Origin of the sequence: Ramlibacter sp. (assembly GCF_036676645.1) — a bacterium.
Classification (GTDB): domain Bacteria; phylum Pseudomonadota; class Gammaproteobacteria; order Burkholderiales; family Burkholderiaceae_C; genus Ramlibacter.
The window spans coordinates 90581-113444 of the sequence record NZ_JAKFCM010000087.1; the positions used below are offsets into that span (position 1 = coordinate 90581).

Consider the following 22864-nt stretch of genomic DNA (forward strand, 5'->3'; position numbering starts at 1 on the left):
CCCCGCCAAAGGGCTCCTTCGGGAGCCCTTTTCTTCGCCCCGGGGGCCCCTTTCGTCCAGCCACCGTGCCCGCATTCCGCACCTCGATCAAGTACTGCCGCGATTGCGGCTCGCCGGTGGTCCTGCGGGTACCCGACGACGGCGACACGCGCGAGCGAGCCGTGTGCCCCGCCTGCGGCACGATCCACTACGAGAACCCGCTGAACGTGGTCGGCACCGTCCCTTACCTGGGCGACAGGGTGCTTCTGTGCAAGCGCAACATCGAACCGCGCTGGGGCAAGTGGACCTTGCCTGCCGGCTTCATGGAACTGGGCGAGACCACCGTGCAGGGCGCCGCGCGCGAGACGGATGAAGAAGCCGGCGCACAGATCGAGATGGAAGGCCTTCTCACCGTGATCAGCGTGCCGCGCGTCGGACAGGTGCACCTGTACTACCTGGCACGGCTGCTCGGCGATCGGTTCGACCCCGGCCACGAGACCATCGAGGCGCGCCTGTTTGCCGAGGACGAGATTCCGTGGGAGGAGATCGCGTTCCGGACCGTGCGCGAGACCCTGCTGTGCTACTTCGAGGATCGCCGGCGCGGCGTCTTCACCGTGCACAACCTCGACGTGCTGTAGCCGCGCACGTTCAGTTGCGCACCTTGCTCTCTTCGCGCAGGCGCGCCTGTTCCTTCAGCTTGATGCAGGCCGGAAAGTTCTGGTAGCCGGGCTTGGCGCATTCGGACTGCAGGCAGAACTGCTTGACCAGGAAGACCTTGTCGCGGCACGCTTCGGCAGGCGGCACCAGCCGCTGGCCCTGCAGCCGCGTGCCCTGCTGCGCAGCCGCCGTGCTCTCGGGCTTTTCCGCATCCGGCGCCTGGGCGGGCTGCGGCGCAGGCTCGGCCGCCCGGGGCTGCGCGTCCGGTTCGGGCGTTCGCCGCCGGGTCGCTGCGGGGACCACGGCCGTCCGGTGTGCCGCTGCCGCGGGGCGCGCTTTGGCAGGAACGGGCGGGGGTGCGGCAAGCTCGGTTGCCGGTGCGGCCGATGCGGCGGGGGTCGGCGTGGGTGCCGTGGCGGACGCTTCCGGCGCCCTTGCCTCTGCCTGGCCCGGACCGCCCGCGCGGCCGGCCAGCAAAGCCACGGCGACGATGAAGCCGGCCCCCGCCGCGCCGGCGCCGATCCAGAGGGCGCCGCGGCGCGGTCGCGCCGCGTGCGGCACGGTACCGTCCGACCCGGTGGGCGGTGAAGGCGCCGGCTGCGGAACTTCCGACGTCCGTGCGGCCGCTTGCGCGGACGTGGGTGGAACGACCGCAGGCGCCTGCATCTCCTCGGCGCGCGCGTCGGATTGCGGCGGCGCAGCCGAAGGGGTCCGCGTCAGGCCCTGGAGCACCGTCTGCTCCGGGTCGTCGCCGGCGTGGGCGCTGGCCAGGCGCTGCAGGCGGCGCCGGGCCAGGTCGGAATAGATGCCCTGCGGAAAGCGCGCCAGGAAGCCTTCGAGCTCGCGCGGATCGGTGGCGTTGCGCACGTCGCGCCAGTACTCCAGTTCCAGTTCCTGCGTGATCGGCGCGCCGGGCACGGTGACCGCCGGCCACGACGGCGGCACGGTGGGCGCGGCGGCCGCCGCGGCGGCCGGCGAAGGCAGCACGGTCGCGAGCGCCCCGGCGTCCACGCCGGCGAACGCCTCGCGCAAGGCCTGGGAAAAATCCGCCGCGGACTGGAAGCGCTCGTCGCGGTTCTTGGCCAGCGCGCGCGCCAGCACCGCATCGACGGCCGGGGGCAGTTGCGGCGCCAGCGTGCTGGGCGGCGGCGGCGTGTGGCCGATGACCTGCTGGATGATGGAGAAGTCGTTGTCGCCGTCGAAGGGACGCACGCCGGTCAGCAACTGGTAGGCAACGACGCCGGCCGAGAACAGGTCGGCGCGGGCATCGATCTTCTGGCCCTGCACCTGCTCGGGCGCCATGTACTTCAGCGTCCCGATCATGCTGCCCTGGGTACGCGTGGACTCGCCGGCGATGCGCGCCACCCCGAAGTCGGTGAGCTTGAGGCGCCCGCCGGCTTCCACCAGCAGGTTGGCGGGCTTGATGTCCCGGTGGACGATCCCCTGCCGGTGGGCGAAGTCCAGTGCCGACAGCAGGTCGTCCAGCAGGCGCAGCGCCTCGCCCAGCGCATGGCGCTCGCCGCGGTCCAGGTGCTGCTTGAGGTCCTCGCCCTGGACGTACTCCATGACGAGGAAGGCGGTGTCGCCGTCGCGATCGGAGTCGTAGACGCTGACGATGTTGGGATGCTGCAGGCGCGCCGCCGAGCGGGCCTCGGTGCGAAAGCGCGACTCGTATTCAGCCGCCTCCTGGGCCGACAGGCCGTCGACCATCGTGGTCTTGAGGGCTACGCGGCGGTCCAGGTTGGGGTCGAGGCCTTCGTAGACCACCCCCATGGCGCCCTTGCCGAGCACCCGGACGAGTTCATAGCGGCCCAGCTTCTTCTGGTGCACGCCGGCCCCCGTCGCGAGCTCACGCGACAACGGCGAACTCCAGCCGGGGCGCGGCTTCGGCCTCGCGTTCGCATCCGAGTGTGACCAGGCCGCTGCCCACCAGGTAGCACTCGGTGCGGCGCAGCACCAGCGGGGTGTTGCCCCCGCCCATGTAGACCCAGGTTCCGAAGCTGGATTGGTCGTCGAGGATGAAGTGGCCGCCCTTCCAGCCGACCGTGGCATGCACGCGCGACACCCGCGGGTCGTTGATCGACAGGGTGGCCGTGGTGGCCCGGCCCAGCGTGAGCGAAGGGCCGTGCGGGTCCAGCCGCAAGGTCCGGCCGGCTGCGGTGAGCTCCAGGTGCGCGTTGGGCATGGCTTCGAGAATGGACGCGCCCATCCGGGTGGCGTCGGCGTCGCGCTCGGGCTGCCACTGGACGCGCCAGACCTCGGTCTGCTCGCTCTTGCCGCGCAGGAACATGGGGCCCAGGCTGCGCAGCTTGCCGCCCAACTCGGGGCCGAGCGACTCGCGCACCCGGCTGGTGGTGAGGATCTGCTCGGCACCGGCCAGGTCGGCCAGGCGGGCGGCGCTGTTGACGGCGTCGCCGTAGCAGTCGCCCTCGATCTCCACCACTTCGCCGGATTCCACGCCCATCTGCATCTGGACCGGCTTGCCGGTGCCGTCCGGGTAGACCGGGGTTTCCTGCAGCCGCTTCTGGATGCCCACGCAGGCCGCGATGGCGTCGGACTCGTCGGGGAAGACCGCGAACAGGCCGTCGCCGAGCAGCTTGACCACCCGGCCGCGGTGCTGCTCGAAGGTGCGGGACAGCGCCGTGGTCAGCTGGGTGACGAAGCGACCGGCCGTTTCGTCGCCCAGCCGCTCGAAGATGCCGGTGCTCCCGACGAGGTCAGCAAAGACGACGGTGGCCATGTGGCAATCATTGTATGCGCCAGCTCTGCCGGAATGAAAGAAGCCGGCGCGACAGGGTCGCGCCGGCTTCGGTGCCCTGGCGGGCAGGTTTGGTCGGCGTGGCGGGATTCGAACTCGCGACCCCTTGCACCCCATGCAAGTGCGCTACCAGGCTGCGCTACACGCCGAGCCTGCCATTATAGCTGGCACTCAGTGCCCGGCCGACAGCAGGTCGCGGATCTCGAACAGCTCGCGCCGCACCTGCAGCAGCTGCTCGAACATGGCGCCGCCGTCCTGCAGCGGCGCACTGTCCTCGAAGTCGTCGAGCCGGGAGTCCTCGAGCCGGGAGTCCTCGACCTCGATCACCTCCACGCCGTCGAGCATGACCTCGCCGGCGCGGCGCCTGTCACGCTCGACTTGCACCAGTTCCTGCAGCTTGTTGCGCGCGCCGCTGATGGTGAACCCCTGGTCGTACAGCAGGTCGCGGATGCGGCGGATCATCAGCACCTCGTGGTGCTGGTAATAGCGGCGGTTGCCCCGCCGCTTCATCGGGCGCAACTGCGTGAACTCCTGCTCCCAGTAGCGCAGCACGTGCGGCTTGACGCCGCACAGGTCGCTGACCTCACCGATGGTGAAGTACCGCTTGGCGGGAATGGCGGGCAGGGATTTCTCCACTGGAATCAAGGCGCTGGGAGAGAAAGCTGCAAGGTTACTCCAAGGCTGCGCGGGACGCATGGCGGTTACCACCAATGCCTCGCCGGTGCCGCTCAATCACCTTGCGCCGGCGCGGCCCCGTTGCCCTGGATCTGTTCCTTGAGCTTGTGGCTGGCATGGAAGGTGACCACCCGGCGAGCCTGGATCGGGATGGCTTCGCCGGTGCGCGGGTTCCGGCCCGGCCGGGGCGCCTTGGTGCGGATCTGGAAATTGCCGAAGCCCGAGATCTTGACGTCCCTGCCTTCGACCAGGCTGCCGGCGATCAGGTCGAAGAACGCATCGATCATGTCCTTGGACTCGCGCTTGTTCAGCCCGATCTGCTCGAACAGCAGTTCCGCCAGCTGCGCCTTCGTCAGCGCCGGGGTCTCCAGGCTCTCGACCGTGAACTCCATGCCCGGTTTTTCCATTGTTGTCGTGAGCACGCTCACCCTCCTGCGCCGCGCAGCCGGCCGCCCAGGCTGCCGGCAATCCCCTCGACCACGGCCTGCACGGCCGCATCGATCTGCCCGTCGGTCAGTGTGGCTTCGGGGCTGGCGAGCGTCAAGCGAACGGCCAGGCTCTTCTCGCCCGCGGCCATGCCGGCGCCGGCCTGCCCGGGCCGGTACACGTCGAACAGCGTCGCATCCCGCAGCAGCCCGCCCGTGTCGGCCGAGCGGATGGCCGCCATCAGCGTGTCGTGCGAGACGCTGTCGGCGACGATCACGGCGATGTCGCGCTGCGCAGGCTGGAAGCGCGGAACCGCCTGCAGTTGCGGCACCCGCCGCGCGGTCACGGCCTCCAGGTCGAGCTCGAACAGCATCGGCGCCTGCGGCAGGTCCCAGGCCTGCCGCCAGCGCGGATGCAGCTCGCCCAGCACGCCCACGTCTTGGCCGCCGATCGCGATCCTGGCGCAGCGGCCCGGGTGCAGCGCCGGGTGCTCGGCCGGGGTGAACGTGGCGCGCAGCGGGGAGAGCAGCGCCTCCACGTCGCCCTTGGCGTCGAAGAAGTCGGCACCGCCGCCCTTGCGGGCCCACTGCAGCCCGTCCGGCAAGCCATAGGCCAGGCCGGCCACGCGCATCGGCTGGCGCACGCCGCGGACCGTGCCGTCGCCGGCCTGCACGGAGGCATCCCGCAGGAAGACGCGCCCCAGTTCGAACACGCGCACGCGTTCGGCCCGGCGGTCCAGGTTGTGGCGCAGCACCTGCAGCAGGGAGCCGAGCAGCGACGAGCGCATCACGCCCATCTGGCTGGCGATCGGGTTGAGCAGCCGGATCGGATCGGCGTTGCCGGCGAGGTCCTTCTCCCAGCTTTCCTCGACGAAGCTGAAGTTGATGGTTTCCTGGTAACCCAGGGCGGCCAGCAGGCGGCGCACCGCGAATCGCGAGCGCCGGCTTTCCGGGCGCAGGTGCGGCGTGACGGGCGCCAGCGGCGGCGTGGTGGGCAGGCCCTGGTAGCCGACGATGCGCGCGACCTCCTCGATCAGGTCCTCCTCGATCGCCAGGTCGAAGCGGTACGGCGGTGGCTTGACCACGATGCTGTCGTCCCGGGCCTGCGCGGGCAGGCCCAGGCGGCGGAAGGCATCCAGGCACTGCTCGCGCGAGACCGGCATGCCGATCACCCTGGCGGCCCGCGCCACCCGCAGCGTGACGGGCTTTCCCTCGGGAAGGGCCAGCACCTGGTCGTCCATCGGTCCGGCCTCGCCGCCACAGATGTCGATGATCAGGCGCGTGATGTGCTCGATGTGCTCGACCGTCAGGCTGGGGTCCACGCCGCGCTCGAAGCGGTGGCCCGCGTCGGTCGAGAAGTTGTAGCGGCGCGAGCGCCCCTGCACCGCCTGCGGCCACCAGAACGCGGCTTCGACGTAGACGTTGCGGGTGTCGTCGGACACGGCGGTGGCGTCGCCGCCCATGATGCCGGCCAGCGACTCGACCTGGCGGTCGTCGGCGATCACGCCGACCTTCTCGTCCACCGTGATGGTGTTGCCGTTCAGCAGCTTGAGCTGCTCGCCGGCGCGGCCCCAGCGCACGTCGAGGCCGCCGTGGATCTTGTCGAAGTCGAAGATGTGCGAAGGCCGGCCGAACTCGAACATCACGTAGTTGGAGATGTCCACCAGCGCCGTGACGCTGCGCTGGCCACAGCGCGCCAGCCGGTCGACCATCCATTGCGGAGTCTTCGCCTTCGTGTCGACGTTGCGCACGACACGACCGGAGAAACGGCCGCACAGGTCGGGGGCCTGCACCTTCACGCGCAGCCGGCCGTCGTGCGCAGGCTTGACCGGCTCGAAGTGCGGCTGCTTCAGCGGCGCGCCGGTCAGCGCCGACAGCTCGCGCGCGACGCCGTACACGCTCAGTGCGTGCGCCAGGTTGGGCGTGAGCTTGAGCGTGAAGACGTGGTCGTCGAGCTGCAGCACCTCCCGCACGTCCTTGCCGACGGGTGCGTCGGCGGCCAGTTCGAGCAAGCCGCCATGGTCGTCCGAAAGCTTCAGTTCACGCGCCGAGCACAGCATGCCCTGGCTCTCGACGCCGCGCAGCTTGCCCAGCCTGATCTGGAAGGGCTTGCCGTCTTCGCCGGGCGGCAGCTCCGCCCCCACCAGCGCGCAGGGCACCCGGATGCCTGCGCGCGCGTTGGGTGCGCCGCACACGACGTTGAGCAGCGCGCCCTGCCCCACGTCCACCTGGCACACGCGCAGGCGATCGGCGTTGGGGTGCTGGACGGCTTCCCTGATCTCGCCCACCACCACCCTGGAGAACGGCGGGGCGACCGGGCGCAGGTCTTCGACCTCCAGCCCGCCCATGGTGAGCACATCGGCGATTTCATTGGTGGACAGCGGCGGATTGCAGAACTCGCGCAGCCAGGACTCGGGGAATTGCATGTCTGTGGACCTCGGCTTGCGTCTTCAGCGGAACTGGCGCAGGAAACGGATGTCGCCCTCGAAGAACAGGCGCAGGTCGTTCACGCCGTAACGCAGCATGGTCAGGCGGTCCGGGCCCATGCCGAAGGCGAAGCCGATGTGGGTCTCGGGATCCAGCCCCATGTTGCGCACCACCGTCGGATGCACCTGGCCGGAGCCGGCCACCTCCAGCCAGCGGCCGGCCAGCGGCCCGCTCTGGAACTGGATGTCGATCTCGGCGCTGGGCTCGGTGAACGGGAAGAAGCTCGGCCGGAAGCGCAGCGCCAGGTCGTCGCTCTCGAAGAAGGTGCGGCAGAAGTCGGTGAAGACGACCTTCAGGTCCTTGAAGCTGACGTTCTCGCCCAGCCACAGGCCCTCGCACTGGTGGAACATCGGCGAATGGGTGGCGTCGCTGTCGACGCGGTAGGTGCGTCCGGGGCAGATCACGCGGATCTCCGGCATCGGCTGGCCGGCCTCGACCGCAGCGGCGTACTTGCTGACGTGCCGGTGGGCGTAGCGCACCTGCATCGGACTGGTGTGCGGCCGCAGGTTGTAGGGAATGCCGTCCTCGCCGTCGATGTCCACGTAGAACGTGTCCTGCATCGAGCGGGCCGGGTGGTTGGGCGGGTTGTTCAGCGAAGTGAAGCTGTGCCAGTCGGTCTCGATCTCGGGCCCGTCCGCCACGTCGAAGCCCATGCTGGCGAAGATCTGCTCGATGCGTTCCATCGTCAGGCTGACCGGGTGCAGGCCGCCCGGCTCCCGGCCGCGCCCGGGCAGCGAGACGTCCAGCGCCTCGGCCTTGAGCTGCGCGGCAAGCTCGGCGTCGGCCAGCGCCTGGCGGCGTTCGGCCAGCGCAGCTTCGACGGCCTGCTTGGCGACGTTGATGGCCGCGCCCCGGCTCTTCTTCTCCTCGACCGGCAGCGCCGCGAGCCCCTTCATCAGCCCGGTGAGGCGGCCGGCCTTGCCGGTGTACTGCGCCTTGGCGTTCTCCAGCTCCGCCGGGGTGGCGGCCTGGGCAAAGGCGCGCCGGGCGCCTTCGACGATGGATTGCAAGTCTTCGGTCATGGTAAGAAAAACAGGGCTAGTGCCTGCCAGCCCTAGCCCTGTTCCAGTGGGTTGCGCCGGGCGCCGCGCGAGGCAGCGCCCACCGTGAAACTCAAGCCGCCAGCCTGGCCTTGACTTGCTCCACGATGCCGGCAAAGGCGGCCTTGTCGTGCACGGCGATGTCCGCCAGCACCTTGCGGTCGATCTCGATGCCGGCCTTGCGGATGCCGTTGGCGAACTGGCTGTAGGTCAGGCCGCATTCGCGCGCGGCAGCGTTGATGCGGGCGATCCACAGCTGGCGGAACACGCGCTTCTTGGTGCGGCGGTCGCGGTACGCATACTGGCCCGCCTTCATCACCGCCTGCTTGGCGATGCGGAAGACGTTGCCGCGGCGGCCGCGGAAGCCCTTGGCGAGGGCGAGAACCTTCTTGTGGCGGGCGCGGGCCGTGACACCACGTTTGACGCGAGGCATTTGCGTTCTCCTTTCTTCGTCTTCGGGTTACAGCCCGGCGAACGGCAGCATCTGCGCCATGTGGCCGAGATTGGTCTCGTGCACGTTCACGGCGCCACGCAGCTGGCGCTTGTTCTTGGTGGTCTTCTTGGTCAGGATGTGGCGCTTGAATGCCTGGCCGCGCTTGACGGTGCCGCCGGGGCGCACGCGGAAGCGCTTCTTGGCCCCGCTCTTGGTCTTCATCTTGGGCATGTGACTGCTCCTTCTCTTTGTCTTGTGCTCGTGAGGCGCCGCGAATCCTTCGCGTCTTGATGGCCCCGAGCCACTTGTTGCGAACGCCGGGCGACCCACCCGCCGTTCGCCAAACTCCAAATGGCAAAAGACTTCGACGACGGACGACCCAGGGTCATCCGTCATCCGCCATTCCCCTATGCCGCCGCGGCCTCCGTGGCCGGCCTGGGCTGTGCCGCCTTCTTGCGGCTCGGCGCGATCATCATGATCATCTGCCGGCCTTCCAGTTTGGGGAACTGTTCCACCACGATGGTGTCGCCCAGTTCCTCGCGGATGCGCTGCAGCAGTGCCATCCCGATCTCCTGGTGCGTGATCTCCCGCCCCCGGAAGCGCAGCGTGATCTTGCACTTGTCGCCCTCTTCCAGGAAGCGCCGGATGTTGCGCATCTTGATGTTGTAGTCGCCGTCGTCGGTGCCCGGGCGGAACTTGATTTCCTTGACCTCGATGACCTTCTGCTTGGCTTTCGCCTCCGCGGCCTTCTTCTGTTCCTGGTACTTGAACTTGCCGTAGTCCATCAGCCGGCAGACCGGCGGATTGGCGGTGGCGGCGATCTCGACCAGGTCCACGTCCAGTTCGCCGGCCATTCGCAGGGCTTCCTGGAGGCTGACGATCCCCAGGGGCTCGTTCTCCGGCCCGGAGAGCCGGACTTCCGGGGCCATGATTTCCCGGTTCAGGCGGTGCTTGCGTTCCTCGCGGTGGCGGCGGTCGCGAAAGTCAGTAGCGATGGTCTCTATCCTTCAAAAAAATGGCTGCGCCAGCAGCGAAACCGCCGCTGTGCGCGCGGACGCCAAGGCCGGTACTTCGGAGAAGGTCAGCTCTTGCCGGCAATGTCCCGCGACAGCCTTTCGGCGAAAGCCTGCAGGGGCATTGCGCCGAGGTCCTGGTTGCCCCGGGCGCGCACTGCGACGGCACCCGCCGCCTTTTCCTTGTCGCCCACGACCAGGATGTAAGGCAGCTTCTGCATCGAATGCTCCCGTATTTTATACGTGATCTTCTCGTTGCGAAGGTCGAGCTCGGCCCTAAAGCCTTGATTTCGCAGTATTTTTGCAACCTCACGGGCCCAGTCGGCCTGTCCGTCCGTGATGTTCAGCACGGCCACCTGCACCGGCGCCAGCCAGGCCGGTAGGGCGCCGGCATGGTGCTCGATGAGCATGCCGATGAAGCGCTCGAGGCTGCCGACGATGGCCCGGTGCAGCATCACCGGGTGCGCCCGGCCGCTGGTTTCCGTGACGTATTCCGCACCCAGCCGCTCGGCCGTGTTGAAGTCCACCTGCATGGTCCCGCACTGCCACTGGCGGCCCAGCGCGTCCTTCAGCGTGTACTCGATCTTCGGTCCGTAGAACGCGCCGTCGCCGGGCGAGACCTCGAATTCGACCCCGGACCGGCGCAGCGCTTCCATGCAGGCGTGCTCGGCCTTGTCCCAGAGCCCGTCCGAGCCGACCCGCTGGTCCGGCCTCGTCGCCACCTTGTACAGGATGTCGGTGAAGCCAAAGTCCCTGTAGACCTGCTGCAGCTTGGCGGTGTAATCCACGCACTCGTCCAGGATCTGGTCTTCCGTGCAGAACGCGTGGCCGTCGTCCTGGGTGAAACCGCGCACCCGCATGATGCCGTGCAGGGCGCCCGAGGGCTCGTTGCGGTGGCACTGGCCGAACTCGCCATAGCGCAAGGGCAGGTCGCGGTAGCTGCGCAGCGCCGACTTGAAGATCAGCACGTGCCCGGGGCAGTTCATCGGCTTGAGGGCGTAGTCGCGCTTCTCGCTCTCGGTCGTGAACATGTTCTCCCGGTAGTTCTGCCAGTGGCCGGTCTTCTCCCACAGGCTCTTGTCCAGGATCTGCGGTCCCTTCACTTCCTGGTAGCCGGTGTCCTTGTAGACCTGGCGCATGTACTGCTCGACGACCTGCCACACCGCCCAGCCCTTGGGATGCCAGAACACCACGCCCGGCGCCACGTCGTCGATGTGGAACAGGTCCAGTTCGCGGCCGAGCTTGCGGTGGTCGCGCTTTTCGGCCTCCTCCAGCATGGTCAGGTACTGCTGCAGGTCCTCCTTGCTGGCCCACGCCGTGCCGTAGATCCGCTGCAGCATCTCGTTGCGGTGGTCGCCGCGCCAGTAGGCGCCGGCCACCTTCATCAGCTTGAAATGCCGCAACTTGCCCGTGCTGGGCACGTGCGGGCCGCGGCACAGGTCCTCGAAGCTGCCCTCCCGGTACAGCGACACCTCTTCGCCTTGCGGGATGCTGGCGATGATTTCGGCCTTGTAGTGCTCGCCGATGCCCTTGAAGTACTCCACGGCCGCGTCGCGGGGCAGCACCCGCCGCGCGACGGGCTCGTCCCTGGCCGCCAGCTCGGCCATGCGCTTTTCGATGGCGGCGAGGTCTTCGGGCGTGAAGGGCCGCTTGTAGGCGAAGTCGTAGTAGAAGCCGTTCTCGATCACCGGGCCGATGGTCACCTGGGCCTCGGGAAACAGCTCCTTGACCGCGTACGCGAGCAGGTGCGCGGTCGAGTGGCGGATCACCTCCAGCCCTTCCGGGTCCTTGGCGGTGACGATGGAAACGGGGGCGTCGCGGTCGACCGTGTAGCCGGTGTCCACCACCTTGCCGTCGACCTTGCCGGCAATCGCGGCCTTGGCCAGCCCGGCGCCGATGGACGCGGCAATCTCGGCCACCGTCACCGGTGCGGGGTATTCACGGCGCGAGCCGTCGGGAAGCGTGATCTGGATCATGGGCAGGAAAACCTCCAGCGGATGGGAAACTCCAGCGGGACAAACGAAAAGCGCGGCCTGTAGCCGCGCTCTTGCTGGACGTCGGGAGATGCGTTCAGTGCGTGCGCGACCATCCGGCCGTCAGCGGGCCGTTCCTTGCGGAGTAGTTCGCGGTGTCATAACCGAAGCTGCCTTTCCCGGTTCTTGGCTGGTGGTGGACCATCCATTCTAACCCGCGGGAGTGAAACCCGAGCCGTTGCAGCGGGCACAGGGCGCGACCACGACCTGCTTCTCCACCTCGAAGTGCTCGTTGATGTTTTCGCTCTCGATGCGCAGTTCGCCCGTGCCGCCGCACTCGGGGCAGCGCTGCTGGGTCAATAGGCGCGCGTCGAACACGCCCGTCTTCTCGTTGCTGTCGGTCATGCGGCCTCCGGTGTGCTGGCGGGCACTCTAGCGGCGAACGGCCGCGGTGCAAAGGGGCTGATCCCGGGTCAGCCGCCCGCCGCATCGGCGACCGCGCCCGGCGCATGTTCCGCAGCCGGCCCGTGCCCGGCCCGCGGCAGCACCAGCACGAACTCCGCGCCGCGGCCCAGGCCTTCGCTGCGCGCTTCGATCCGGCCCCCGTGCATCTCGGCCAGCCGGGCTGCCAGGCTCAGGCCTATGCCCAGCCCGCCACCCGCCGGGGACCGGTTCACCTGCATGAAAAGGTCGAAGATCTCGCGCAGCTTCTGCGGCTCGATGCCGATGCCGTTGTCCCGCACCACGATGCGCACCTCGCCGGGGCCGGGCGTGGACACCAGGAGCCACACGTCGCCTCCCGGCGGCGTGTAGTTCGCCGCGTTGTTCAGCAGGTTGGTGAGGATCTGCGCCACCCGCGTCGGATCGGCATCGAGTTCGAGGTCGGGGTCCACGAATCCGGCGTGCAGCCGGTGTTCGCGCTCCTCCATCAACGGCCGGCTGGTCTCGACCGCCGCATCCACCACTTCGGCCAGTCGCACCCTGCGCACCTGCAGCACGATCTTGCCGCGCGAAATGCGCGAGACATCCAGCAGGTCGTCGATCAGGCGCACCATCTGCCGCACCTGGCGCACGGCGATCGCGCGGGCCCGGCGGGCCAGCTCGCCGTCCGGCGCGCGGTTGAGGATCTCCAGCGAATTGCGTATCGGCGCCAGCGGATTGCGCAGTTCGTGCGCCAGCACGGCCAGGAACTCGTCCTTGCGCCGGTCGCTTTCGCGTTGCTCCTCGTACAACTGCTCCAGCCGCTGCGCCCGCTCCCGCGCACGCTCCTCGCTGGCGCGCAGCGCCAGCTCGTTGAGGCGGCGCTGCTGGGCGGCGGACTCGGCCGCGCGCCGGGCGCGCGCCTGCACCAGCGTGATCCAGGCCAGCAGCGCGGAGACCGCCACCGACAGCGCCGCCAGCCAGGGCACCAGCCGGCGTTGCGACCGCGACTCCAGCGCCGGACGGCTGGTCAGCACCAGCAGCCAGGGGCGGCCGGCGACATCCAGCTGGCGCATCGCGCTGTACGCAGGCGGCACCGCTTGCGGCTCGCGCGTGGACCGCATCAGCGCATCGGACCGGATCTGCTCGCCGTCGTAGAGCGCGAAGTCGATCTCCCGCCCCCTGCTGCCGCGCACGCCCTGCAGCAGGTCGCCGACGCGCAGCGGGGCGTACACGAATCCTTCCAGTGCCCCCCGTCGTTCGGCAAGGTCCCTGGGCAAGCGCTCGCCGCGGTACACGGGCAGGTAGATGAGGAAGCCCGCCTGCTTGTCGGCGTCGATCTCCTGCACCAGGGTCACCTTGCCGGATGCGGCCGGCCGGCCCAGGTCGCGGGCGCGCTCCATCGCCGCCCGTCGTACCGGGTTGGTCGACATGTCGTAACCGATGGCGGCCCGGTTCCGCTTGTTCAGCGGCTCCAGGTGAACGATGGAATAGTAGGTGGGCCGCGGGTCTGGGGGCCACACGCGAAAGTCCGGCTCGCCGCCCTGGCTTCGCATGCGCTCCTCCAGGTGCGGCACCTCCGCGGGCTCGAGCCGCACGGTGTAGCCGATGCCCAGGATGCCCGGATAGCGGTCGCCCAGGTCCAGTTGCGCCATGTAGTCCGCGAACTCGTGGCGCGAGACCTGGTTGCGGCTGGCGGCGAACAACCCGGTCACGCCGTGCAGCAGCGTGATGGTGGTGTCGATGCGCTCGCGCACCGCGTCGGCCGTGCGGGAGGCTTCGGCTTCGAAGGCCGCCCGGTCGCGCAGTTCGATCGAACGCGTGACCGACAGCAACAGCACGGCCGTGACGGACAGCGCCAGCGCGAACACGGCGGCAGGGGCGAGCCACGCCGACCGCTTGCGCGCGGCGTCCTTGTCGGGTGGGGCTGGCTCGGGCGTTGCGGACACGTCAGCGCAGGGGGCGGCGGCAGGCCTGACCGCGATCCTACCCAATGGAGCCATGAAGAAAGGCCCGGAGGCCGGCGAGCCTCCGGGCCTTCCGGCCGCCGGGTCGGATCAGGCCGCCTTCTTCTCGTCGAAGAACTGCGCGTCTTCGGTCGAGCCCTTGAGCGCGGCCGTCGAGGCTTCCTTCTCGATGGTGGTGGTCACGGCGTCGAAGTAACCGGTGCCCACCTCGCGCTGGTGCTTGACCGCCGTGAAACCCTTCTCGGCCGCCGCGAACTCGGCCTGCTGCAGCTCGACGAAGGCGCTCATCTGGTTGCGGGCGTAGCCATAGGCCAGGTTGAACATCGAATAGTTCAGGCTGTGGAAGCCGGCCAGCGTGATGAACTGGAACTTGTAGCCCATCGCACCCAGTTCCTTCTGGAACTTGGCGATGGTGGCGTCGTCCAGGTTCTTCTTCCAGTTGAAGGACGGCGAGCAGTTGTAGGCCAGCAGCTTGCCAGGGAACTTCGCGTGGATCGCGTCCGCGAACGCCTTGGCGAAGGCCAGGTCCGGCGTGCCGGTTTCGCACCAGATCAGGTCGGCGTACTCGGCGTAGGCCAGGCCGCGGCTGATCGCCTGCTCCAGGCCGTTGCGGCTGCGGTAGAAGCCCTCCACGGTACGCTCGCCGGTGAAGAAGGGCTGGTCGTTCGCATCGACGTCGCTGGTCACCAGGTCGGCGGCCTCCGCGTCGGTGCGGGCCAGCAGTACGGTGGGCGTGCCCATCACGTCGGCCGCCAGCCGGGCCGCCACCAGCTTGGAAACGGCTTCACGCGTCGGCACCAGCACTTTGCCGCCCATGTGGCCGCACTTCTTGGCGGCGGCCAGCTGGTCCTCGAAGTGCACGCCGGCGGCACCCGCCTCGATCATGGACTTCATCAGCTCGAACGCATTGAGCACGCCGCCGAAACCGGCTTCGGCATCGGCCACGATCGGTGCGAAGTAGTCGACGTAGCCCTCGTCGCCGGGCCCCTTGCCCTCGCTCCACTGGATCTGGTCGGCGCGGGCGAAGGTGGCGTTGATTTTCCTGACGACCTTCGGCACGGAGTCGACGGAGTACAGCGACTGGTCCGGGTACATCTCGCCGTTGCTGTTGGCGTCGCCCGCGACCTGCCAGCCGGACAGGTAGATCGCCTTGAGGCCGGCCTTGACCTGCTGCATGGCCTGGTTGCCGGTCAGCGCGCCGAGCGAGTTGACGAAGGGCTCGGTGTTGATCAGGTTCCAGAGCTTCTCGGAGCCGCGCCGGGCCAGGGTGTGCTCGACCTGCAGCGAGCCGCGCAGGCGCACCACGTCGGCGGCGCTGTAGCCGCGCTTGATCCCCTTCCAGCGCGGGTTCTCCGCCCAGTCCTTCTCCAGTTGCGCGATCTGTTGCTCGCGGCTCAGGTGCGTCCAGTTGCTCATGGTCTTTCTCTCCGTGGTTGTTGAAAGGGGGTGGCGAGTGCTTCGCCCTGGCAGCCACTTTAAGTCTTGTAGAAGACCTGGAAGCTATCTTGTGTCTTATAGAAGACGCATTATTTTTTATTGAAAATCAATGACCTACACACCAACTTCCGTATTGTGGGAGGCAACTTCCCATATTGGAAAATTTTGCCGCGATGCAGCAATCGAGTATTTCGCATCGAGAAACGCTGTTGCGTGAACGCAAAGAACCTTCGGAAGGTCTCCACGGCCCTGCGTTCTCTTCGGCTGGCGCGCCGGATGCGCCCCGGCGAGCGGCCGGGCGGCTCAGGCAAGATCGCGCTTTTGCCCGCCCGTGCCGCCCCGCCCTTCCCGGCTCCTCGCCTGCGCCTGCCTCGCCCTCAGCATGTCGCTGGTGGGCAGCTACGTCGCCTTGTCCAAGCCGCTGGTGGCCGCCATCCCGGTCTTCCTGCTGGCGTGGCTCCGTTTCGGGATCGGCGCTGCAGCCATGCCGCATTGGCTGCGACGAGCCGCCAACGAACCTCCGCCCACGCCGCAGACCCGCCGCCTGCTGTTCCTGGAGTCGCTGCTGGGCAACTTCCTCTTCTCGATCTTCATGCTCTATGGTGTGAGCATGACCAGCGCAGTGTCGGCCGGCGTCATCATGGCCGCGATCCCGGCCGCGGTGGCCATCATGAGCTGGGCCTTCCTGCGCGAGCGGGTGCCGCCAAGGGTCTGGGCGGCGGCGGCGTGCGCGGCCGGGGGGATCGCCTTGCTGGCGGCCGGCCGCGCGGATGGGGGAGGCGGCGGTGCGCGGCCCTGGCTGGGCAACCTGCTCGTCTTCGGCGCGGTCCTGTGCGAGGCCTCGTATGCGGTGATCGGCAAGAAGCTGACCGGCTCGATCGGCCCGCGGCGCATCGCCGCCGTCGTGAACCTGTGGGGACTGGTCCTGGTGACGCCCTTCGGCCTGTACCAGGCCTGGCAGTTCGATTTCAGCGCCCCGGGGCCGGGAACGTGGGCCCTGCTGCTGTTCTATTCGCTGGCGGCCAGCGTCTGGAGCGTGTGGCTGTGGATGACGGGCCTGCGCAGCCTGCCGGTCGCGCAGGCCGGTGTCTTCACGGTCATGCTGCCGGTCGCCGCCGCCGCGGTCGGCGTGCTGGCCCTGGGCGAGCCTTTCGGCGGCCTGCAGGCTGCGGCGTTCGCGCTGGCGCTGGCCGGGGTGCTGCTGGCGACGCTGCCGGTCAGAGCAAGGCCCGCTCGCTGACCACGATGCCGTCTTCGTCGGCATAGAGCCAGTTGCCGGGGCTCACCGGCACGCCCTGGATCAGCACCGGCACGTCCCGCTCGCCTTCGCCCCGCTTCACTGAGCGCTGCGGCATCAGCGCCAGGGCGCGCACCCCGATGCCGGCCGCCTGCAGTTCCCCACGGTCGCGCACCGCACCATCCACGACGATGCCGGCCCAGCCGTTGCGCGCAGCGGCAGCGGCGAGGTTGCCGCCCACGAGGGCACGCCGCAGCGAACCGCCGCCGTCCACCACCAGCACCCGGCCCTGGCCGGGGGACTCGACCGCTTCCCTGACGCGCGAGTTGTCCTCGAAACAGCGCACCGTGGACACCGGGCCGCAGAACCGCCGGCTGCCACCGAACGGCCGGAACACCGGAGGCAGCGCCCGCAGGATCGAAACAAGGTCTTTCTCGTGCGCGTCGCACAGGTCGCAGGTGCTGAAGGCGGGCGGGTTCATCGGCCGGTCACTTTCCTGATGGCGGGTTTGATATTCTCCCGTCGCGCCGGCAGCACCGGCGCGTTCTCGCGCGGCATGTTCAGCACGATCGAGGTGGAGGTTTCGGTGAGGATACAGAAGCGCGTGACCACCGCATCCAGGTGCTCGACGTCGATGACCGCGATCTCCAGGATCCAGCTGTCCTCGCCCGTGACGTTGAAGGCGTTGATCACCTCCGGCGTCTGCTCGATCAGCTTCACGACGCGCGCGTACTCCACCCGGCCGACGCGCACGATGGCCCGGATGCCGTAGCCCAGGCGCTGGTGGTCCACCACCGCGCGGTAGCCCCGGATCACGCCTTGCAGCTCCAGCTTGCGCACGCGCTCGGTCACGGCAGGCTGGCTCAGGTGCACGCGCCGGCCGAGCTCGGCCATGCTGGTGCGGGCGTCGCGCTGCAGTTCCGCCAGGATCCGGGCATCGTAGGCATCGATTTCCGAAATTTCGGTAGACATCGACTTCAACCTTGATTTCAAAGGCAGGGTATTGGAATGACCTTGGATTGTGCATGTGCAAGGACCGGCGCGCCACCTACGATGGGCCCCGATGAACACTGCCGCCCTGTCCCTCCCGCGTCCGCGCAGCCTGCTCGTGCCGGCCCTGCTGGCCTGCTACCTGGTGTGGGGATCCACCTACCTGGCGATCAAGCTGGCGCTCGCGAGTTTCCCGCCGTTCTTCCAGATGGGCACCCGCTTCCTGTGCGCGGGCGCCCTGCTGTTCGGGTGGGTCGCGCTGCGCGGCGGCGCCTGGCCAACGGCCCGCCAGTGGGCGCACGCCGCCGGGGTCGGATCGCTGATGCTGGGCCTCGGCATGGGCCTCACCGCCCGTGCGGAGCAGCACGTGGGATCCGGCCTGGTCGCTGCCTTCATCGCCGTCGTGCCGATGCTGGTCTGCCTCTGGGGGCTGCTGTTCGGCCAGCGGCCGGGCCGACTGGAAGCGGCCGGCATGGCCGTCGGACTGGCCGGCGTGCTGCTGCTGGTGCGCGGCGCCAGTTTCGCGGCTTCGCCGCAGGCGCTGGCCGGCCTGGCGGTCGCCACGCTGGCCTGGGCGCTCGGCTCGGTGCTGTCGACCACGCGCTGGCCGCTGGCGCCTGGCGCGGCGGGCTTTGCCAGCGAGATGCTGTGCGGCGGCACGGTGCTGGTGGCGCTGTCGCTGGTCCTGGGCGAGCAGCCGCAGTGGCCGCCGCAGCCGCTGGCGGCCGCAGCGTGGCTGTACCTGGTGGTCGCCGGTTCGCTGGTGGCCTTCAGCGCTTATCTGTACCTGCTCGGGCACGCCTCGCCCGCCGTGGCCACCAGCTACGCGTTCGTCAATCCGGTGATCGCGCTGGTGCTGGGCGTCACCCTCGGCGCCGAGGCGGTCAGTCCCGCCGAGTGGGGTGCCTGCGCCGTGGTGCTGGGCGGGGTGATGCTGATCGTGCGCGGCCGCCAGGGCCGGGAGGGCGCCTGAAGCGCGACGGCGCCGCCCCGCCCGGGCCGGCGCACCGGGCTCCCCACCCCGGCGGCACACTGAAAAAAAGCGACAGCGCCCAGCGAAAAATGCCGTTTTCCCCTTGGAAACGCGTTTTTTCTCCTTTAGCATCCGCTCTGCCAGTGGTGGCCAGCCGTAGCCGCTGGCGATCGATCCACTTCTAGAAGGAAACAAAATCATGGCAACTGCGAAGAAAGCGGCGGCGAAGAAGGCTCCCGCCAAGAAGGCCGCACCGGCGAAGAAGGCCGTCGCCAAGAAGGCGCCCGCCAAGAAGGCCGCACCGGCGAAGAAGGCTGCCGCCAAGAAGGCGCCCGCCAAGAAGGCGGCTCCGGCCAAGAAGGCCGCGGCCAAGAAGGCGCCCGCCAAGAAGCGCACCCCCAACGCGGCGTTCATGAAGCCGCTGACCCCCAGCCCGCAACTGGCGGCCGTGGTCGGCAACAGCCCCATGCCCCGTACCGAGGTGGTGAGCAAGCTGTGGGCCTACATCAAGAAGAACAAGCTGCAGGACTCCGTCAACAAGCGCATGGTCAACGCCGACGCCAAGCTGCGCGAGATCTTCGGCAAGGCCCAGGTCTCCATGTTCGAGATGGCCGGCCTGATCGGCAAGCACGTCAAGTAAGCCGCGCCCTCGCGCGCTGACGACAAGGGCCGCTTCGTGCGGCCCTTTTTCGTTGGCGCCCCGTGGCGCGGGATCCGAGCCCCGCGCAAGGCGCGGTTCAGCGCTGCAACGCCGCCTGGCGGATCGCGCCGAGCGTGCCGCGCGTGGTGATCACCTCGGGATCCAGCATCACCTCGATCAGCGTGCCCTGCTTGCGCTCCAGCGCCGCGACCAGTTCAGGCTCGAACTCCGACGTGCGGGTGATGCGCGCGCCCGCATAACCGTACGCGCGCGCCAGCGCCACGAAATCGGGGTTGGCCAGCTGCGTGCCGTGCACGTGCTGCGGGTATTCGCGCTCCTGGTGCATGCGGATGGTGCCGTACATGCCGTTGTTCAGCAGCACGATGATGCTCTTGCCGCCGAATTGCACCGCGGTCGCCAGCTCCTGCCCGGTCATCAGGAAATCGCCGTCTCCGGCGATGGTGAAGGCGGTGCGGCCGCTGGCCAGGCTGGCGGCAATGCCGGCCGGCACGCCGTAGCCCATCGCGCCCGAAGTCGGCGCCAGTTGCGTCTTCAGGCCCTTGGCCAGGCCGTGGTAGCGATAGAAACGGTGCATCCAGCTGGCGAAGTTGCCGGCGCCGTTGGTCAGCACCGCGTCGACCGGCAAGTGCTTCTGCAGGACCGCCACCAGGGCCGGCATGTCGATGTCGCCCGGTAGCGGCTGCGGCACCAGGTTGGCTGCGTAGTCCGCGTGCGCGCTGCGGGCCCATTCACCCCATGGCAGTTGCGTGGGCGCGGCCAGCGCCTGCAGCGCGATGGCCACTGCCTCCATGCCGGCATTGATCGCGACGTCGGCCTGGTAGACGCGGTTCAGTTCTTCGGCGCTTGCATGGATGTGAACCAGTTGTTGCGCCGGGCGCGGGGGCTGCAGCAGCGTGTAGCCGCCGGTGGTCATCTCTCCCAGCCGGGCGCCGACCGCCAGCACCAGGTCGCTCTCGCGGATGCGCGCGGCGAGCTTCGGGTTGATGCCGATGCCGACATCGCCCGCGTAGAGCGGGTGGTGGTTGTCGAAAGTGTCCTGGAACCGGAAGGCGTTGCCCACCGGCAGCTGCCATCGCTCGGCGAACCCCTGCAGGGCCTGCGCCGCCGCGGGCGTCCAGCCGCCTCCGCCGGCGATCACGAAGGGACGCCGGGCCGTGGCCAGCATGCCGCGCAGGCGCTCGAGCGCCTGCGGGTCGCAGCCGGCCTGCACCGGCTGCACCTGCGGCAGCGGCTGCGCCGCCGTGCGGCGGCTCAGCATGTCCTCGGGCAACACCAGCACGACCGGGCCCGGCCGGCCGTTCATGGCCGTGGCGAAGGCGCGCGCGACGGCTTCCGGGATCCGGTCGGGGTCGTCTATGCGTTCGACCCGCTTGGCCATGCCCTTGGTGCTCGGTCCGAAGAAGCTGCCATAGTCGACCTCCTGGAAGGCCTCGCGGTCACGCTGGTCCGAGGCCACGTCGCCCACGAACAGCACCATCGGCGTCGAATCCTGGAAGGCGGTGTGCACGCCGATCGAGGCATTGGTGGCCCCCGGCCCGCGGGTGACGAAGCACACGCCGGGGCGGCCGGTCAGCTTGCCCACCGCTTCCGCCATGAAGGCTGCGCCGCCCTCCTGCCGGTTGACGACAAAGCAGATACGGTCGCCGAAGGCGTGGAAGCCGTCGAGCACGGCCAGGTAACTCTCGCCCGGAACCCCGAAGGCGTGGGTCACGCCCTGTGCCACGAGGCACTCGACGATCAGGTGGCCGGCAAGGCAGGGGCGTTGGGGCGTCATGCTTGACTGGATTAACCGTTGCGTGAATTATCGGCCCATGACCCGAGCCAGCAGGCGGGACACTGCGCTTCCCGCGGAGGAGCGGGTGCGCGACGCCGACCGATCCCAGAGCACGATCTTAGCGGCGGCGCGCGACGAGTTCGCCGAGCATGGCCTGGGCGGCGCGCGCATGGACCGCATCGCCGAGCGCGCAGGCCTGAACAAGCGCCTGATCTACTACTACTTCCAGGACAAGGAGGCCCTGTTCCAGGCCGTGCTGGAGCAGTCCTACCGCGACATCCGCCAGGCCGAGCGCCAGCTGAACCTGCTGGAGCTGCGGCCGGCCGACGCGCTGCGGCGGCTGGTGGAATTCACCTGGGCGTACTACCTGGACCACCCCGAGTTCCTCACGCTGCTCAATAGCGCCAACCTGCACAAGGCGCGCCACCTGCAGGGCTCGCGGCGTGCGCGCGAACTGAACTCGCCGCTGATCGAGATGCTGGCCCGGATCCTGGAACGCGGCCGCCGCGAGGGCAGCTTCCGCGGCGGGATCGACCCGCTGCAGCTGTACATCTCGATCGCCGGCATGGCGTACTTCTACCTGTCCAACAACCACACGCTGTCGGCCATCTTCGGCCACGACCTGATGACGGCCAAGGCGCGCGAGGAGCGCCTCACGCACATGTGCGACGTGATCCTCGGCTATGCCCTGAGGGCCTGAGCGGATGCCCGGCCCCCGGCTTGCACGGGGGAGCCTGCACCCTATAATTCACCATCCAGTGAATTAACTCGCCTGCCACGACTCCGCGAGAGGAACCACCATGGCCACCCGACGACTCGGACTCATCATGCACGGCGTGACCGGACGGATGGGGATGAACCAGCACCTGATCCGCTCGATCGTGGCCATCCGCAACCAGGGCGGCGTGGCGCTCTCCAGCGGCGAGCGCGTCATGCCCGACCCGATCCTGGTCGGCCGCAACGCCGAGAAGATCGAGGCCCTGGCCAGCGCGCACGGGATCGCCCGCTGGGGCACCGACCTCGAGCAGGCGCTCGCCAATCCGGACGACACCGTGTTCTTCGATGCGGGCACCACGCAGATGCGTCCGGCCCTGCTCGCCCAGGCGATCCGCGCCGGCAAGCACGTGTACTGCGAGAAGCCGATCGCGACCAACCTCAACGAAGCGGTCGGCATCGCCCGCCTGGCCCAATCCTCCGGGCTCAAGCACGGCGCCGTGCAGGATAAGCTCTTCCTGCCCGGCCTGCGCAAGCTCGACATGCTGCGCCGGGCCGGCTTCTTCGGCCGACTGCTCAGCGTGCGGCTGGAGTTCGGCTACTGGGTGTTCGAAGGCGACCTGCAGCCGATCCAGCGGCCCAGCTGGAACTACCGGGCCGAGGACGGCGGCGGGATGATCCTGGACATGATGTGCCACTGGCGCTACGTGCTGGACAACCTGTTCGGCCGGGTGCAGTCGATCTCCTGCCTGGGCACCACCCACATCCCGCAGCGCTGGGACGAAGCGGGCCGCCCCTACGCCGTGACCGCCGACGATGCCGCCTATGCGACGGCCCAGCTGATCGGCCACGGCGGCGAGCCCGTGATCGCGCAGATGAACATGTCCTGGGCCACTCGCGTGCGCCGCGACGACCTGGTGACCTTCCACGTGGACGGCACCCACGGCTCGGCGGTGGCTGGCCTGACCGACTGCCGCGCACAGAGCCGGGTGGCCACGCCTCGTCCGGTCTGGAACCCCGATGTCCGGCAGCCGATGGACTTCTTCGGGCAGTGGCAGGAGGTGCCCGATACCCAGGTCTACGACAACGGCTTCAAGGTCCAGTGGGAGCACTTCATCCGCCACGTGGCCGAGGACGCGCCCTATCCGTGGACGCTGCCGGAGGGCGCCAAGGGCGTGCAACTGGTCGAGGCGGCGCTGCAGTCCTGGAAGGAGCGGCGCTGGGTGGACGTGGGCGAACTGCCGCTGTGAG

22 protein-coding genes and 1 tRNA gene are annotated in these 22864 nt (G+C 69.0%); 6 read left to right on the plus strand and 17 right to left on the minus strand.

Annotated features, from left to right (window positions below; all coding sequences use genetic code 11):
• The first annotated feature begins 65 nt into the window (after nt 1-65).
• The gene (locus V6M57_RS12730; RefSeq protein WP_332815368.1) at nt 66-617 is read left to right on the plus strand and encodes an NUDIX hydrolase; all 552 of its coding nucleotides are present in this window, start codon (nt 66-68) and stop codon (nt 615-617) included.
• Between the two features lie 10 nt (nt 618-627).
• On the opposite strand, the gene V6M57_RS12735 is transcribed toward V6M57_RS12730, so the two are convergent.
• The 14 genes from V6M57_RS12735 to aceA form a co-directional block, all read right to left on the minus strand.
• Complete coding sequence (locus V6M57_RS12735; protein ID WP_332815369.1) at nt 628-2496, minus strand: serine/threonine-protein kinase; 1869 nt, start codon at nt 2494-2496, stop codon at nt 628-630.
• Entirely contained in the window at nt 2486-3376 is an 891-nt protein-coding gene (locus V6M57_RS12740) for an adenylate/guanylate cyclase domain-containing protein (RefSeq protein ID WP_332815370.1), read from the minus strand. Before V6M57_RS12740 ends, V6M57_RS12735 begins: the two co-directional genes overlap by 11 nt.
• Nucleotides 3377-3466: 90 nt before the next feature.
• A tRNA-Pro gene (locus tag V6M57_RS12745) sits at nt 3467-3543 on the minus strand.
• Nucleotides 3544-3565: 22 nt separating this feature from the next.
• Entirely contained in the window at nt 3566-4030 is a 465-nt protein-coding gene (locus V6M57_RS12750) for a MerR family transcriptional regulator (protein WP_332815371.1), read from the minus strand.
• 92 nt (nt 4031-4122) lie between these two features.
• Nucleotides 4123-4461 carry an integration host factor subunit alpha gene (locus V6M57_RS12755; protein ID WP_332815429.1) on the minus strand — a complete coding sequence of 113 codons (339 nt, stop codon included), beginning with the start codon at nt 4459-4461 and terminating at the stop codon, nt 4123-4125.
• A gap of 32 nt (nt 4462-4493) precedes the next feature.
• The gene (pheT, locus tag V6M57_RS12760) at nt 4494-6920 is read right to left on the minus strand and encodes a phenylalanine--tRNA ligase subunit beta (protein ID WP_332815372.1); all 2427 of its coding nucleotides are present in this window, start codon (nt 6918-6920) and stop codon (nt 4494-4496) included.
• A gap of 24 nt (nt 6921-6944) precedes the next feature.
• Complete coding sequence (gene pheS, locus V6M57_RS12765) at nt 6945-8003, minus strand: phenylalanine--tRNA ligase subunit alpha (RefSeq protein WP_332815373.1); 1059 nt, start codon at nt 8001-8003, stop codon at nt 6945-6947.
• 91 nt (nt 8004-8094) lie between these two features.
• Complete coding sequence (gene rplT, locus V6M57_RS12770; RefSeq protein ID WP_324912979.1) at nt 8095-8454, minus strand: 50S ribosomal protein L20; 360 nt, start codon at nt 8452-8454, stop codon at nt 8095-8097.
• A 27-nt stretch (nt 8455-8481) separates the two neighbouring features.
• Complete coding sequence (gene rpmI, locus V6M57_RS12775) at nt 8482-8685, minus strand: 50S ribosomal protein L35 (protein WP_332815374.1); 204 nt, start codon at nt 8683-8685, stop codon at nt 8482-8484.
• A gap of 176 nt (nt 8686-8861) precedes the next feature.
• Complete coding sequence (gene infC, locus V6M57_RS12780) at nt 8862-9458, minus strand: translation initiation factor IF-3 (RefSeq protein WP_332815430.1); 597 nt, start codon at nt 9456-9458, stop codon at nt 8862-8864.
• Between the two features lie 77 nt (nt 9459-9535).
• Nucleotides 9536-11443 (minus strand): threonine--tRNA ligase, encoded by a 1908-nt coding sequence (gene thrS / locus V6M57_RS12785; protein WP_332815375.1) that lies wholly within the window; start codon nt 11441-11443, stop codon nt 9536-9538.
• Nucleotides 11444-11650: 207 nt separating this feature from the next.
• Complete coding sequence (locus V6M57_RS12790; protein WP_332815376.1) at nt 11651-11845, minus strand: hypothetical protein; 195 nt, start codon at nt 11843-11845, stop codon at nt 11651-11653.
• 68 nt (nt 11846-11913) lie between these two features.
• Nucleotides 11914-13809, minus strand: a complete 1896-nt coding sequence (locus V6M57_RS12795; RefSeq protein ID WP_332815377.1) for a CHASE domain-containing protein — start codon at nt 13807-13809, stop codon at nt 11914-11916.
• 108 nt (nt 13810-13917) lie between these two features.
• Entirely contained in the window at nt 13918-15225 is a 1308-nt protein-coding gene (gene aceA, locus V6M57_RS12800; RefSeq protein WP_332815431.1) for an isocitrate lyase, read from the minus strand.
• Nucleotides 15226-15646: 421 nt separating this feature from the next.
• On the opposite strand from aceA, the gene V6M57_RS12805 reads away from it, so the two are divergent.
• Nucleotides 15647-16504: a DMT family transporter gene (locus tag V6M57_RS12805; protein ID WP_442968827.1), complete on the plus strand. Its 858-nt coding sequence runs from the start codon at nt 15647-15649 to the stop codon at nt 16502-16504.
• On the opposite strand, the gene rraA is transcribed toward V6M57_RS12805, so the two are convergent.
• Nucleotides 16482-16982, minus strand: coding sequence for a ribonuclease E activity regulator RraA (rraA, locus tag V6M57_RS12810; RefSeq protein ID WP_332815379.1), 501 nt, complete (start codon nt 16980-16982; stop codon nt 16482-16484). The two genes, V6M57_RS12805 and rraA, sit on opposite strands and share 23 nt — an antisense overlap.
• Nucleotides 16979-17473 carry an Lrp/AsnC family transcriptional regulator gene (locus V6M57_RS12815; protein WP_332815380.1) on the minus strand — a complete coding sequence of 165 codons (495 nt, stop codon included), beginning with the start codon at nt 17471-17473 and terminating at the stop codon, nt 16979-16981. The genes rraA and V6M57_RS12815 overlap by 4 nt, the downstream gene beginning before the upstream one ends.
• Before the next feature lie 91 nt (nt 17474-17564).
• Between V6M57_RS12815 and yedA the strand changes: the two genes are divergently transcribed.
• Together yedA and V6M57_RS12825 are read left to right on the plus strand one after the other, a co-directional pair.
• Nucleotides 17565-18464, plus strand: coding sequence for a drug/metabolite exporter YedA (gene yedA / locus V6M57_RS12820; protein ID WP_332815381.1), 900 nt, complete (start codon nt 17565-17567; stop codon nt 18462-18464).
• 199 nt (nt 18465-18663) lie between these two features.
• Nucleotides 18664-19104, plus strand: a complete 441-nt coding sequence (locus V6M57_RS12825; RefSeq protein WP_332815382.1) for an SWIB/MDM2 domain-containing protein — start codon at nt 18664-18666, stop codon at nt 19102-19104.
• A 97-nt stretch (nt 19105-19201) separates the two neighbouring features.
• On the opposite strand, the gene V6M57_RS12830 is transcribed toward V6M57_RS12825, so the two are convergent.
• Entirely contained in the window at nt 19202-20899 is a 1698-nt protein-coding gene (locus V6M57_RS12830; RefSeq protein WP_332815383.1) for a thiamine pyrophosphate-binding protein, read from the minus strand.
• A 37-nt stretch (nt 20900-20936) separates the two neighbouring features.
• On the opposite strand from V6M57_RS12830, the gene V6M57_RS12835 reads away from it, so the two are divergent.
• Nucleotides 20937-21599 carry a TetR/AcrR family transcriptional regulator gene (locus tag V6M57_RS12835; RefSeq protein WP_332815384.1) on the plus strand — a complete coding sequence of 221 codons (663 nt, stop codon included), beginning with the start codon at nt 20937-20939 and terminating at the stop codon, nt 21597-21599.
• 100 nt (nt 21600-21699) lie between these two features.
• Nucleotides 21700-22863 (plus strand): Gfo/Idh/MocA family protein, encoded by a 1164-nt coding sequence (locus V6M57_RS12840; RefSeq protein WP_332815385.1) that lies wholly within the window; start codon nt 21700-21702, stop codon nt 22861-22863.
• The last annotated feature ends 1 nt before the right edge of the window (nt 22864 follow it).